The organism is Lysinibacillus xylanilyticus, assembly GCF_001183605.1.
In the GTDB taxonomy this organism is placed as follows: Bacteria; Bacillota; Bacilli; order Bacillales_A; family Planococcaceae; genus Lysinibacillus; species Lysinibacillus xylanilyticus.
Map to the genome: position 1 here is coordinate 331,732 of NZ_LFXJ01000005.1, position 13,869 is coordinate 345,600.

18 protein-coding genes are annotated in these 13,869 nt (G+C 37.8%); 17 read left to right on the forward strand and 1 reads right to left on the reverse strand.

What is annotated here, in order from left to right; translation table 11 throughout:
• The first annotated feature begins 5 nt into the window (after positions 1-5).
• The 3 genes from ACZ11_RS04720 (at position 6) to ACZ11_RS04730 (ending at position 2,884) form a co-directional block, all read left to right on the forward strand.
• Positions 6-731 carry an ABC transporter ATP-binding protein gene (locus ACZ11_RS04720; protein ID WP_049664155.1) on the forward strand — a complete coding sequence of 242 codons (726 nt, stop codon included), beginning with the start codon at positions 6-8 and terminating at the stop codon, positions 729-731.
• The gene (locus tag ACZ11_RS04725) at positions 728-1,459 is read left to right on the forward strand and encodes an ABC transporter permease (protein WP_049664156.1); all 732 of its coding nucleotides are present in this window, start codon (positions 728-730) and stop codon (positions 1,457-1,459) included. Before ACZ11_RS04720 ends, ACZ11_RS04725 begins: the two co-directional genes overlap by 4 nt.
• A gap of 516 nt (positions 1,460-1,975) precedes the next feature.
• The gene (locus ACZ11_RS04730; RefSeq protein ID WP_049664158.1) at positions 1,976-2,884 is read left to right on the forward strand and encodes an NAD(P)H-dependent flavin oxidoreductase; all 909 of its coding nucleotides are present in this window, start codon (positions 1,976-1,978) and stop codon (positions 2,882-2,884) included.
• Between the two features lie 58 nt (positions 2,885-2,942).
• On the opposite strand, the gene ACZ11_RS04735 is transcribed toward ACZ11_RS04730, so the two are convergent.
• Complete coding sequence (locus ACZ11_RS04735; protein ID WP_049664159.1) at positions 2,943-3,914, reverse strand: DUF1385 domain-containing protein; 972 nt, start codon at positions 3,912-3,914, stop codon at positions 2,943-2,945.
• A 132-nt stretch (positions 3,915-4,046) separates the two neighbouring features.
• Here ACZ11_RS04735 and ACZ11_RS04740 point away from each other — a divergent pair, with 132 nt between their 5' ends.
• The 14 genes from ACZ11_RS04740 (at position 4,047) to ACZ11_RS04800 (ending at position 13,864) form a co-directional block, all read left to right on the forward strand.
• Positions 4,047-4,472, forward strand: a complete 426-nt coding sequence (locus ACZ11_RS04740) for a hypothetical protein (protein WP_049664161.1) — start codon at positions 4,047-4,049, stop codon at positions 4,470-4,472.
• Positions 4,473-4,532: 60 nt separating this feature from the next.
• Entirely contained in the window at positions 4,533-4,967 is a 435-nt protein-coding gene (aroQ, locus tag ACZ11_RS04745) for a type II 3-dehydroquinate dehydratase (RefSeq protein WP_049664162.1), read from the forward strand.
• Positions 4,968-4,969: 2 nt separating this feature from the next.
• Positions 4,970-6,031 carry a M24 family metallopeptidase gene (locus tag ACZ11_RS04750; protein ID WP_049664163.1) on the forward strand — a complete coding sequence of 354 codons (1,062 nt, stop codon included), beginning with the start codon at positions 4,970-4,972 and terminating at the stop codon, positions 6,029-6,031.
• A 17-nt stretch (positions 6,032-6,048) separates the two neighbouring features.
• The gene (gene efp / locus ACZ11_RS04755; RefSeq protein WP_049664165.1) at positions 6,049-6,606 is read left to right on the forward strand and encodes an elongation factor P; all 558 of its coding nucleotides are present in this window, start codon (positions 6,049-6,051) and stop codon (positions 6,604-6,606) included.
• A gap of 200 nt (positions 6,607-6,806) precedes the next feature.
• Positions 6,807-7,814: an NAD(P)H-dependent flavin oxidoreductase gene (locus ACZ11_RS04760; RefSeq protein WP_049664167.1), complete on the forward strand. Its 1,008-nt coding sequence runs from the start codon at positions 6,807-6,809 to the stop codon at positions 7,812-7,814.
• A gap of 137 nt (positions 7,815-7,951) precedes the next feature.
• Positions 7,952-8,161 (forward strand): hypothetical protein, encoded by a 210-nt coding sequence (locus ACZ11_RS04765; RefSeq protein ID WP_012295089.1) that lies wholly within the window; start codon positions 7,952-7,954, stop codon positions 8,159-8,161.
• A gap of 5 nt (positions 8,162-8,166) precedes the next feature.
• Entirely contained in the window at positions 8,167-8,544 is a 378-nt protein-coding gene (locus tag ACZ11_RS04770) for a hypothetical protein (protein WP_049664168.1), read from the forward strand.
• A gap of 12 nt (positions 8,545-8,556) precedes the next feature.
• Complete coding sequence (locus ACZ11_RS04775; protein ID WP_049664169.1) at positions 8,557-9,468, forward strand: stage III sporulation protein AE; 912 nt, start codon at positions 8,557-8,559, stop codon at positions 9,466-9,468.
• Position 9,469: 1 nt separating this feature from the next.
• Positions 9,470-9,613, forward strand: a complete 144-nt coding sequence (locus ACZ11_RS26510; RefSeq protein ID WP_166672062.1) for a hypothetical protein — start codon at positions 9,470-9,472, stop codon at positions 9,611-9,613.
• A gap of 62 nt (positions 9,614-9,675) precedes the next feature.
• Positions 9,676-10,095: a hypothetical protein gene (locus tag ACZ11_RS04780; protein ID WP_049664171.1), complete on the forward strand. Its 420-nt coding sequence runs from the start codon at positions 9,676-9,678 to the stop codon at positions 10,093-10,095.
• Positions 10,096-10,653, forward strand: coding sequence for a SpoIIIAH-like family protein (locus ACZ11_RS04785; RefSeq protein ID WP_049664172.1), 558 nt, complete (start codon positions 10,096-10,098; stop codon positions 10,651-10,653).
• 201 nt (positions 10,654-10,854) lie between these two features.
• Positions 10,855-11,343 (forward strand): acetyl-CoA carboxylase biotin carboxyl carrier protein, encoded by a 489-nt coding sequence (gene accB / locus ACZ11_RS04790; RefSeq protein ID WP_049664173.1) that lies wholly within the window; start codon positions 10,855-10,857, stop codon positions 11,341-11,343.
• 13 nt (positions 11,344-11,356) lie between these two features.
• Positions 11,357-12,715, forward strand: coding sequence for an acetyl-CoA carboxylase biotin carboxylase subunit (accC, locus tag ACZ11_RS04795; protein ID WP_049664175.1), 1,359 nt, complete (start codon positions 11,357-11,359; stop codon positions 12,713-12,715).
• Positions 12,716-12,814: 99 nt separating this feature from the next.
• Positions 12,815-13,864 (forward strand): tyrosine-type recombinase/integrase, encoded by a 1,050-nt coding sequence (locus ACZ11_RS04800; protein WP_049664176.1) that lies wholly within the window; start codon positions 12,815-12,817, stop codon positions 13,862-13,864.
• Positions 13,865-13,869: the final 5 nt, after the last annotated feature.

A 13,869-nucleotide genomic window follows, 5' to 3' on the forward strand; every position in this document is an offset into this window, starting at 1 on the left:
GGCACATGACAATTGAAATTGACGGCTTAACAAAGCAGTATAAGGAACATGTAGTAGTGGATCAGTTATCTTTAAATATAAAAATGGGGGAATTCTTTGCACTTCTCGGCCAAAATGCTGCCGGGAAGACGACAACGATTAAAATGCTTTGTGGACTTTTATCACCAACAGCTGGAGATGCCCTTTTGGATGGTGAAAGTATTGTTCATCATCAGGTCGCTGCTAAAAAGAAATTAAACATTTCTCCGCAGGAAACAGCAGTTGCACCGAATTTGACGGTATTCGAAAATTTGCTATTAATGGGCCGGATTTATGGGTGCTCAAAAACAGAGGCAAAGAAACGAGCAAGCGCACAAATGAATTTATTTGGTTTGACTCCTCGTCAGTCCAATAAAGCCAAAACGTTATCGGGCGGTTATAAGCGTCGATTAAGTGTTGCGATGGCTATGATGTCTAATCCGAAAATACTCTTTTTAGATGAACCAACATTAGGTATGGATGTACGTGCACGCCGTGATCTATGGAAAATACTAAATCAATTAAAAGGTCAAGTAACGATTGTATTAACGACTCATTACTTAGAAGAAGTCGAGATGCTGGCAGATCGTGTGGGAATTATGCATCGGGGCAGATTACGCACTCTTGGTACAGTCCAGCAATTAAAACATGAAACAAAAAAGAATTCTTTAGAAGATGTATTTTTAGAGCTTACAGAGGAGGGGGCACTTTGAAAGCAAGTGTATTTGCAACAAGAAATCATAAGGAAATAGTACGTGATCCATTAACACTCCTTTTTGGTATGGGCTTGCCAATGCTTCTTATGTGGCTGTTTTCTGTCATGCAAAAAAATATGCCGTTCGCATTATATGAAATTAGTAATCTCACACCAGGAGTTATTGTTTTTAGTTTCTCATTTCTCACTCTTCTTTCTGGTATGTTATTAGGCAAGGATAAAAGCTCATCGTTTTTAATGCGGATATTTGCTTCTCCTTTGTCAGCAAGTGATTATATTTTGGGTTATGTCCTGCCTCTGCTACCGATTGCATTATTGCAAATCATTTTCTGTATACTTGCTGCTGTATTTTTAGGCTTGTCCTTGAATATATCTGTCCTTTTAATGGTAGGCGTACTTATTGTAATCTCTTTATTGTATATAGGATTTGGTTTATTACTTGGAACAATTTTTACGGATAAGCAAGTAGGAGGTATCTTTGCGATATTTGTCAATTTATCAACGTGGTTTAGTGGTACTTGGTTTGAGCCTGACATGATAGGGGGAACATTTCAATCTATCACGCAATTTTTGCCCTTTGTCCATGCTGTTAATGCGGCACGTGCAGTACTAAGTGGAGCATATTCAGATGTTTTCGTCCCGCTCTCTATCGTTTTAGGTTATACGGTCTTTATTTTCATGATCGCAATCCTGTTATTTCAACGTAAGATACGGGGGCAGAGCTAAAATTTAACTTCTTTCAGCAAATGTCATTTGTAGCGACAGCGTAGCGGGCAGTTACAGATGTTTTATGTAACGTAAGTGAAACGGCAGTTACAGAATTCTGCCACCTCTATAGGTGGTGAGATGAATCAGGATATAAGCTACATTTCAGTATATGTCCAAACACCAGCTGGAATTAAGGAACTCAGTCTAAGAGCGCCACGCCCTGTGGCAACGACTGAGTGACCAACATCTTATTGTTGCCGCTGTCACTTCGCTTTCGTGCAGATGAAACCCTTTTGCTGTCGCTTCGCTTTTGCGCAGACAAAAACAAGCTGTTGCCGCTGCGTTAGCACTACTCTTTCGCGCAAAAAACATCTGCTGCTGCCGCTGCGTTAGCACTACGCTTTCGCGCAAAAAACATCTGCTGGCCTAAGCACAAAGCCGATTCTGGACGCAATTTTGCCGAGGAATAATTGATTTTTTAGTAGGATTTTCAGGAAATCTCTCGAATTATTTAAGTATAAAGGGGGAGAGTGTATGAATAGTTTACCGATTATAGTAGCTCCGATGTTTTTAGTTTCTAACCCAAAGATGGTTATTGAAGCTAGTAGAGCAGGGGCTATAGGTTCTTTTCCATTATTAAATGCAAGACCCGCTTCAGCATGTGCTGAGTGGCTTGAAGAAATAAAAGAGGCGCTATCTACTGAGCAATGGGCAGTCAACTTTATATGTCACCCTGTAGCGAATACACGTTTTGAGGAAGATTTACAGTTAATTGAACAATTCCAGCCACCAATTGTCATTACTTCATTAGGTAATCCAAAGAGAGTTATAGACATTGTTCATGGCTATGGGGGGAAGGTCTATGCAGATGTTGCGAACGTCAAGCATGCTAAAAACTCTGCTGCCATAGGTGTAGACGGACTAATCCTTGTTTGTGCAGGGGCTGGTGGGCATGGCGGGCAACTGAGCCCATTTGGTTTTGTATCTGCGGTAAAGAAATTCTTTACGGGGACAATCATTTTATCAGGCTCCATTTCTAGCGGTGCAGACGTATTAGCTGCTCAAATAATGGGAGCAGACTATGCCTATATGGGTACTCGTTTTTTAGCTTGTGATGAAGGAAATGCACCTGAGGAGTACAAAAATATGGTGTTTGAAAGTGATACCTCTGATATTTTATATACCGATGCTTTTAGCGGTGTCCATGTTAATGTGTTAATTCCATCCTTATTAAAGGAAGGCATTGATCCAGCGACATTGAAGCCAAGAGAGGATATTGATTTAACACACCTTGTAAATGTCAAGGCATGGCGAGATATTTGGTCTGCTGGACATGGCATCACTAACATTGTCAAACGAGAGTCAGTTCGTGAAATACTTGAAACATTGGAAGATGAGTACGAGAAAGCAAAGCAGCAAATAATTTCTGTACAGCTATTGTAAAAACTATAAAAAAGGGCAAGTCCAACTGATGCAATTAGTTGGACTTGCTCTTTAATTTTTAATCATGATTTAAAGTTGCCGCGATTTCTGGTTGTTGCTCAACTTGAAGCAACTTATTGAAGGATGCGATGGCTACTTCTACTTGGTCGTCCTTAGGTTCACGTGTTGTCAGTAATTGCAGCCATAAGCCTGGATAGCCAAGGAAGCGTAACACGGGAATATTACGGCATGCATTTGTCGCTTGAAGTACTTCAAATGATATACCAAGAACAACTGGAATTAATAGAATACGGTCCAAGAGGCGTAACCAAAGTGGATCAGTTGGCACGAAGAAATATAAAAACATGCCTACGAATACAGTGAACAGCATAAAACTACTACCGCAACGATAGTGTAAGCGTGATTGTGCTTGCACATTTTCCACTGTTACGTCCATCCCAGCTTCATAGCAATTTATAACCTTATGTTCTGCACCATGATATTGGAACACTCGTTTAATTAGTGGAGTTAAAGATATAAAATATAAATAGGTTAGTAGTAAAATTAGCTTAATGCCACTTTCAAGTAAAATTTGACCGGTTTTGCCCTCTATCCATTTAGAGAAAAAATCCGCAATAAATACTGGAATTAGTGTAAAGGCAAATTTACCAAATAAAAAGGAAAGAATACCCACGACTGCAACTCCTAAAATCATTTGAAGTCTCGAGCCTTCCTCTTTATTTTCTTCTTCCTCGCCAGGTGTAACGTCGTAACGGTCACCTGAAAACTGCATATGACGAGAGCCTAAACCAGCTGATTCAATCAGTGCTACAACGCCTCGCACCAATGGAATTTTTTTAAGCTTTTGTAAAATAGGATTTTGAACTTTTTTGTAATGATAATAATCAATGGAATCATCGTTACGGCGAATTGCAGTAATCGTATGTTCCTTTCCGCCGAACATTACACCCTCTAATTGTGCTTGTCCCCCGTAAACAGGTGAATTGCTCAAGGCTAACACCACTCTCTTTTTATATTTCAACTGTACCATTGTACTAAATTTAGTGATAAACCTCTAGAGTTACGCATAGTAAAATTTCTAAATGGTTACACTAATCGTATAGTTCAGGAAATGATTAGCATTAGAAAATAGACTCGTGGTACAAGTTAGGAGGACTTTTGCTTGAAAGTAGCTAGTATAACATCGCTCGTCAGTGCACTTGTTTTAGCATTGTGTTTAAAGGGGCTTCAATACTTTCATCTCATTAAATGGAATCCAATAGGTTTTTATAAGAAATGGGATTTATTCGAAGGTAGTTCAAAACTATTTCAATGGAGCTTTTTCATCCTAGTCTTATTTTTTATTGGATTTGTGTTATATATTACGTTGAGATATGTCTATATAATCCCAGCTGTGCTATCTTCTTTTTTGCTCGGCCTTTTTTTGTCCATCACGTTAGAATGGATTGTTCTTGATTTGCCTTTACAATCTTCTTCTTTTAAAAAACTATCGATCCCTTTCATAGTCATTGTTATTTGTCTATTACGTTTCTTGCTTGAAACTGCGAATTTTCATCAAAAGGAGCACACAGCACAAAAAGGAAATTAGTTGCTGTATGCGCCTTGTATGATAAAATAATGGCAAGTACATAGAAAGAGGCGAATATGCGTGAAGTTATTATGTTTGAATGGACCTAATTTAAATCGACTAGGTAAACGAGAGCCACATATATATGGTTATGAGACATTAGAAGATGTGAAAAATAATGTTCAGAATCTTGCGGTATCTTTAGGCGCCACTGTCGAGTTTCGTCAATCTAATCATGAAGGGGTACTTGTTGATTGGGTGCATGAAGCAGAGGACGAAAAATATGATGGTATAATCTTTAATCCCGGTGCATATACCCATACAAGCATTGCGTTACATGATGCAATAGCAGGGATTTCTGTGCCGGTTATAGAAGTACATATTTCAAATATCCATAAACGTGAGGCTTTCCGTCATCATTCTTATCTCGCTCCGGCATGCCTTGGTCAAATTAGTGGACTAGGTACGAAAGGCTATGAACTGGCACTACGCACATTTATCGAGAGGGAGAATTGATTATGTTGAAATTACAAAAGCTACGTAAGGCACTTCAGGAACAAAACATGGATGGCATTTTAATTACGAACGAGTACAATCGTCGTTATATGACTGGTTTTACAGGAACAGCGGGCGTAGCGATTGTGTCTCAAAATGATGCTGTGTTTATCACGGATTTCCGTTATACAGAGCAAGCAGCTGCGCAAGTACAGGACTTCCGAATTGTAAAGCATGAGGCGACGATCATTGAAGAAATTGCAACACAAGTAAAAAACATGGGTATCAAATTATTGGGCTTTGAGAAAGATACTGTTAGCTATGGCACATATGAGCTGTATAAAAATAAAATTCAAGCTGATTTAGTGCCGATTTCAGGGCTAATTGAAAAAATTCGCTTGATTAAGACGCAACAAGAGATTAATATTATTAAGGTTGCGTGTGAAATTGCTGATCACGCATATACACATATCTTAAACTTCATTAAGCCAGGAAAAACAGAGCTTGAGGTTTCGAATGAATTAGAATTTTTCATGCGTAAACAAGGAGCAACTCAATCCTCGTTTGATACAATAGTTGCGTCTGGTCTTCGCTCAGCTTTACCACATGGTGTTGCAACGAATAAAGTGATTGAAAAAGGCGACTTTGTCACTTTAGACTATGGGGCGCTGTACAATGGCTATATCTCGGATATTACACGTACTGTGGCAGTTGGCGAGCCATCTGAAAAATTAGTGGATATGTATAACGCAGTACTTGCTTCCCAGCTTTTAGCACTTGAAAAGGTTGGCCCTGGCTTAACAGGGATTCAAGCAGATGCGATTGCACGTAACTACTTAACAGAAAAGGGATATGGCGCGGCATTTGGTCATTCATTAGGACACGGGATTGGACTTGAAGTACATGAAGGCCCTGGTCTATCAATGCGATCAGAAGCGGTGCTAGAGTCAGGTATGGCCGTAACGATTGAACCAGGAGTTTATGTACCTGGAATCGGTGGTGTTCGTATCGAGGACGATATTTTAATCACAGAGACAGGAAATGAACTACTAACTCATTCGTCAAAAGAACTTATTATTTTATAAACTATGGAGGAACACAAATGATTTCAGTAAACGATTTCCGTACTGGTCTAACAATTATTGTAGATGGCCAATTATATCGCGTGTTAGATTTCCAACACGTTAAACCAGGTAAAGGTGCTGCGTTCGTACGCTCTAAATTACGTAACCTACGTAACGGTTCAGTAAATGAAAAAACTTTCCGTGCTGGTGAGAAAGTTGAAAAAGCACAAATCGATAACCGTAAAATGCAATACCTTTATGCACAAGGTGACGAGCATGTTTTCATGGATTTAGAATCATATGAGCAAACTGAACTTTCTTCAGCTGCAATTGAATATGAATTAAAATTCCTAAAAGAAAACATGGAAGTTCATATTCAATCATACCAAAGTGAAATGCTAGGTGTTGAATTACCAAACACTGTTGAGCTAGAAGTAACAGAAACAGAACCTGGTATCAAAGGTGATACAGCTTCTGGTGGTACAAAACCAGCAACTCTTCAAACAGGTCTTATTGTACAAGTACCATTCTTCGTAAACCAAGGTGATAAATTAATCATCAATACAGAAGAAGCTTCTTACGTTTCTCGTGCGTAATAAATAAAAACATTCAGCCTACTCTTTTCTAACAAAAGGGTAGGTTTTTACTTATACATAAAAAGCTAAAGAAATCTAACTTTGTGACAATAGATAGAGAAATAGCAGCCGTTATTTCTAGTATAAAAATATGGTTCTATCATTTGGTATATGGCCATATTTGGAAGAGTTGTTTACAATAATAGTAAGGAGTGAATGCTATGTTACAAACAATTTTTAAAACAACATCTCCAATAATACAGGCACCAATGGCTGGTATAACTACGCCAAAATTTGTGGCTGCCTGTGCACAGGAAGGCATTTTAGGCTCGATTGGAGCGGGCTATTTAGATGGGGAGCAAACAAAAAACTTTATTCAGGAAGTTAAAAAGCTAACGAAAAAGCCATTTGCAGTTAATTTATTTGTACAGGAAGAGCCGCGTATTGATATTGATGTACTACAGAAAGCTCGAATGGCTTTACAACCGTTTTATGATGAGCTTGGACTTTCACCTGTACAAAGTGTCACGTCCAAGGAAGTATTTGAAGAACAAGTACAAGCTGTTCTTGATGAAAATGTTGCCATTTGTTCCTTTACGTTTGGCATTCCTTCAGCAGATGTTATTGATCGTTTAAAGGACAACAATGTTTATGTTATTGGAACAGCTACTACATTAGAGGAAGCAAAGCGTGTAGAGCAAGCGGGAATGCAAGCTGTTGTCCTTCAGGGTGGTGAAGCTGGTGGTCATCGTGGTTCTTTCACTGAACCTATGCAATTAATTGATTTGCATGATTTACTGCAGCAAGTAGTAGGACAAATTTCCATACCGATTATTGCTGCTGGAGGCATTGTCACAAAGGAAGATGTAAGCAACGCACTAGCAATTGGTGCTCAAGCGGTTCAAATCGGTACAGCTTTATTAGTAGCGGATGAGTGTGAAATTTCACCTCTTTATAAAAATGCCTTGCTTGAATCTAAAGAACAGCAGACGACGATTACTCGTGCTTTTTCTGGTAAACCAGCAAGAGGCTTAGCGAATGGTTTTACGGAACGTATGAAGGATGCTGTTGTAGCACCTTATCCATTGCAAAATGATCTAACTACAACTATTCGTAAAGAAAGTGCAAAACAGGGCAAAGGCGATAATTTATCGATGTGGATGGGTGAAAAGAGCTATTTAGTGAATCAATCAGGTACTGTGAAAAGCATCATTGAAAAGCTACTTTAGTTTCTTTCTGATTCCGGATGCCAATTATGCCGAGGCATCATTAATTTAATAAAAATACTAAGATCTCTATGCGTAAGTATGGAGGTCTTTTTTTGTGGGTAGCAACATATATTGCTGTACACGAGGGGGCGTATGAAATGGAATTACAAGACGTATTAAGAGTCGCTGGAGTGGGACTAGTAGTTGCGCTTCTTCATGTCTTCTTTGATCAAACAGGAAAAAAAGAATTTTCATTTTTCCTATTTTTCATTGCCTACTTATATATGACAGCGGAATTACTGCGATTTTTACGTCTATTTTTTAATGAAATTCTTACATTCTTTCAATGGCTGACCTCTTCTGGGTAGTGTAAATGGAAATTGTCATCATAGCTGTTGTCATGCTGCTTTTATTATTGCTTATAAAAGAAGTCATAAAGCCACTCCATGCGCTAATTAGTGTTATGTTTTCGTTTTTGCTGTTCAGTATGTTGTTCTCGACACTCCTATTGCCATTCATCAAGCAATTGCTTGAGACATTAGCTTTTTTGCCTTATGCAAAAGCAATTGTAGTAAGTGCTAGCCTTTTTTATATAGGGCAATGGGTGTCTTTTTTACTTGTAGAACAAGGCTATAAAGTACTCGGGCATATTGTCTATGATGGGGTCAAGATTGTTATTTTGTTGTACTGGTTTAAGGAATTTTTGGCTGTTTTACAGGAGGTGTCGGCCATTTTACAACGGCTAAACTAAGGGGCGAAGACATTGCTGGAGCAAATATTTTCGTTTTTAACTGATCCATTCTTTCTATTGCTGAAGATGACACTTATTTTGTGTGGCTATGTCATTATTATTTTGATTGTTAATATGATTTTACCAGAATTTGAAAAAGGGACAAGGATACTTTTTTTTCTTATTGTACTGGCAACTATAGGACCAGTTGTTGTGAATTCATTTAAATTAATAGACGAAATAGCACAAGGTCTTGCTCATATTTTTACTGCATTTTATCCGATTCTTACTTCAAGCTTTCTTTTATCTAGTAGTATTACTGCGATTGCTTCTTGGCAGCCTTTTTTACTTTTTTTTGTACAAGTCTTAACGTTTGTTAGTAGTAAGTGGCTTATCCCAGGAGTGCTTTTTGCCATTGTGTTTGATGTCTGTAGTGTCATTGTTAAAGAAATTTCGTTTACGAGAATTGCCGATTTGATTCGTTTTACGATTATGAGTATCGTCTCGGCATCTGTTATTTGTTACATCATTTTAATGTCGGCGAGTGGTGTTGCCGCATTTAGTGTCAATGCAGCTGTTGCAGAGCCTGTAAAGAAATTAATAGAGGAAAATATTCCGGTTGTAGGTTCCTTTATAGTAGATAGTTTTTCGATGTTCCAACATATGACACAATTTTCCTCTTCAATTACTAGTATTTCTGCTTTTATAGCGGTTATTACCGTGTCGTTCATTCCAACAGTTCAGCTTGTTGTTAGTGCATATTCGTTGAAAATGTTAGCTGCTATTTTAGAACCAATTGCCTTCGATGATATTTGTAAACTACTTGATCATGTTAGTAAATCTCTATTTACCTTATGTGCTGTATCATTTCTAATTGCTTTTTCATTTATGTTTTCTTGTTTATTCCTCATCGTTTTTGTGCAAGTTATGGCTGGGGGGAGATAGATTGATTCTTTTATTAGCAATGCTCTTTATCTGTCAGATATTTGTGTTTCTAACTGACGATAAAGAAATAATTTCACTTACAAAGCTTGTTATTACGTTAGTATTTTTGCAATTGCTATTAAAGATTCCATTTATCAATTCATAGGAGGAAACAAGCGTACATACACTTGAAAAAGAGAAGATGAAAGGAGGCAATGTACAAGTGATGTGGAAAAGAAACGAAAAAAAACAACGTCATTTATAGTCTTAATGCTTATCGCTGCCTCCGTGGGAATTTTCATCATTTTACCAATGTATCAAACGAGTACAACGAATGGGCAAGTAACATCGATGACCAATGAAGAAAAACTTGAGAAGACACTAAAGGCTATGAAAGGTGTTGGGGAGGTTAAAGTCTATTTTTATTACGGAGATATGACAGATGAGAAGGATGACAATAAACTATTCAGTCAATATTTTCGAGGAACTGAACAAGGCACGAAAGAATTAACAGGGATGCTAGTTGTTTCTGAAGGAGCATCAGATATCTTTGTGAAAAATGAAATTCGTGCTGTTGTTAGTCAAGTAATGCAATTGCCGATTCATCGAATTATTATCGTTCCAATGGAGAATAAGGAGGAAAAGTAAATGCGCGTACGTAGAAGAACAGTTTGGTTTATGACATTATTAAGTCTAGTAGCGGTTATTTCAGTGTATTATTTGGTTGATCCAGCAAAACAATTTAATGGACTAACTATTTTCACAGATGACGCATTACAGCAAACTGCGGTAACGGGTGTGACTGATCAAGAAGCAACGAAAGACGGAGAGACGAAGGAAGTATCTTCTCCAAGTCATTTATTTGAAGAAATGCGCATGCAAGTTAGTGATGAAAGAAGCCAACTACGTGAACAACTAACAACGAAGATTGGTTCAAAAGATTACACAGCGGAACAAAAAAGTGAGGCTTATAATGAAATGGATAACCTTATTAAACAAGAATCCTCTGAAGCAATGTTAGAAATGCTTATTAAATCTTTAGGTTATTCCGATGCATTTGTACGAGCAGATGCTGATAAAGTACAGGTAACTGTTATGGCGGAGGAGCTATCAACAGCTCAAGCAAATGAAATTATTTACTTGGTAAAAACAGAGATGGAGGACGCAAAGAACGTCCAAGTAAAATTCAGTGCGAATAACTATTAAAAATAGAAAGAAAAAGATGAATATTCTGTCTATTTAATAGCTATTGTTATATATCAGTATAATGAAAAGGCTTTCGTTTATTAAAGGAAAGCCTTTTATTTTGTTCATATTTACTTAATTTGCATTAAAGTATTTCAAATTGTGCGAAAAAAATATAAAATAGTGTTTGTAGTAGATTTTATTTCATAAGGAGAGTTAGGAATGTTCAAAATTCAAGAAATTCGCGAAATTATTAAATTAGTAGATTCTTCTTCAATTGACGAATTCGTTTACGAAGTAGATGGCGCAAAAGTTAAATTAAAAAAGAATGGTGTTGTTACTGAAACTGTAGCACCTAAAAAAGAAGTAGTTGCACCTGTTGTAGAACAGTCTGCACCTGCAGCAGCTCCTGTAGCACCAGCAAAAGCTGAAGAAGCACCAGCTGCAGCATCAACAAGTAACGACTCGTCGTTGCATAAAATTGTATCGCCGATGGTTGGAACTTTTTATCAATCTCCAAATCCAGATACACCAGCTTACGTTAAAGTGGGGGACAAAGTTGGTAATGAAACAATTGTATGTATCGTAGAAGCTATGAAACTATTCAACGAAATTGAAGCAGAAGTTCAAGGGGAAATCGTTGAAGTACTAGTTAAAGACGGTGAATTAGTAGAATACGGTCAACCATTATTCCTTGTAAAAGCTGAGTAAGGAGTGCACAACCATGAAAAAAGTTTTAATTGCAAACCGCGGCGAAATCGCTGTGCGTATCATTCGTGCTTGTAAAGAGTTAGGCATTCAATCAGTTGCCGTATACTCAGAAGCAGACGCAGACGCATTACATGTGAAATTAGCAGACGAAGCATATTGTATCGGGCCGAAGCTATCAAAAGATTCATATTTAAGCTTTCCGGCTTTACTTAGCGTAGCAGAAAAAACTGGTGCAGACGGTATCCACCCAGGTTACGGTTTCGTATCTGAAAACGCTGACTTCGCTGAGGCTTGTGAAAATGCAGGCATTAAGTTCATTGGACCTTCATCTGATTCTATTAAAATTATGGGTATTAAAGACGTTGCACGTACAACAATGGAAGCAGCAGGTGTTCCACTTGTTCCGGGTACTGGTATTGTTCCAGATACCGAAACAGGTAAAGAATGGGCTGCTAAAATTGGTTACCCAGTGATCATCAAAGCAACTGCTGGTGGTGGCGGTAAAGGTATCCGTGTAGCTCGTACAGAAGAAGACCTTGTAAAAGGCATTGAAATTACGCAAAAAGAGGCTGCTGCAGCATTTGGTAACCCGGGCGTATATTTAGAAAAATTCATCGAGTACTTCCGTCACTGTGAAATCCAAGTATTAGCGGATGGCCATGGTAACGTTGTACATTTAGGTGAACGTGACTGTACAGTTCAACGCCGTATGCAGAAATTAGTGGAGGAAGCTCCATCTCCAGCGCTATCTTCTGAACGCCGAGCTGAAATGGGAGCAGCTGCCGTTAAAGCTGCAGAAGCTTGTAACTATGAAGGTGCTGGAACAATCGAGTTTATTTATGACTATCGAGAAGATAAATTCTACTTCATGGAAATGAATACTCGTATCCAAGTAGAACACCCAGTAACTGAAATGATTTCTGGTGTAGATCTTGTACAACAACAATTAAAAGTTGCATCTGGTGAAAAACTTCCTTTCACTCAAGATGATATTCAATTAAATGGTTGGGCAATTGAATGCCGTATTAACGCAGAAAATGCTTATAAAAACTTCATGCCATCAGCTGGTACTGTAGATACTTACGTAACTCCAGGTGGCTACGGTGTACGTATTGACTCTGCTGTATATGCTGGCTATACAATCCCACCATACTATGACTCTATGGTTGCAAAACTAATTGTTCATGCCAATACACGTGAAGAAGCGATTGCTAAAATGAATCGTGCGCTTAGCGAATTTGAAGTATCTGGTCCTGGTATCAATACAACAATTCCATTCCACCAAGCATTGATGAACAATGACGTTTTCAAATCAGCGCAATTCAATACGAAGTTCCTAGAAGAGAATGATGTTTTGGGGACAAGCAAGTAATTGATTTGTGGATTTAGGGAATAGAATAGGGAATAGAATGCATTCCAAATATCGCAATAAAATTACCTTCTAACATTCAATTGTTAGGAGGTTTTTTATTTGGCTAAAAAAGGTCAGCGTACAGGGATTTTTGATTTAGAAGATGTGACAGAAGCTATACAGCTACCAAGTTTTGATGATACGTTTAAAGAGGAAGATACGATACTGATTACTCCACCAAAGCTAATGATTGATGTAGCTGAATTACATGAGGGTAAGAAAGGTGTAGAAATAAATAGTGCTTTGTTAATTGTTAAAGAGCAAATGCGTCTCTCGGGCGTTCGCAAGGCAACAATCAGCGAATATATTTATACTTTTAAACGTTTAGTAGATGCAATGAAAATTGAATACGTAGATGACATTAAATTGGAGTCTATATTTGGTTGGCTTGCGAGCTTAGGGGATATTTCAGATGTATCGAAACAAAGCCGTCTACGTGTCATTAAAGCTGTTTTAAATCGACTTTACGATAACGGATGGATAGAGAGAAACTTTTGGAAAGACGTTCGTATACGTGTTGATACTAAAATCAAACTTCCTGCTGATGAGAAGCAATTGTCAATCTTATTGTCATTACTTGATATGGTGGATTTCATTCAGTTTCGTGATGCGGTGGCTGTATTGACTATATACAAGACGGGTATTCGAATGAACACGTTAATACAGCTAGAAGAGAAGCATGTTGACTTTAAGACTAATTCATTGCTTCTGACGGGTGACTTTTTGAAGAACCATGATATATTGAAATTGCCATTCGATGATGAATTAGCACTATATTTGAATCGTTTGATAACTCAAAATAATATTATTCGTAAACATTATAAGAAACGAAATGAAGTTGTATTTTTAAGTAAGTTTGGAGACTCGTTAGACGTTGAATCTAAGCCATGTGCAATTACTAAGAGGCTTTCTTACTATGCTAAGAAGTACAAGTTAAACAATATTAGCGCTCATGCAATTAGAAGGTTGTATGCAACTAACTTAAGGAAGAAGGGGGCGGATGTTGTTTTAATTAGCAAGGCGCTATCCCATAAATCATTATCAACCACAACGAGATATTTAGGGATAAGCTCTGATGATGTATTGAAGGGGTTAAGGGATTACTTATGACATAC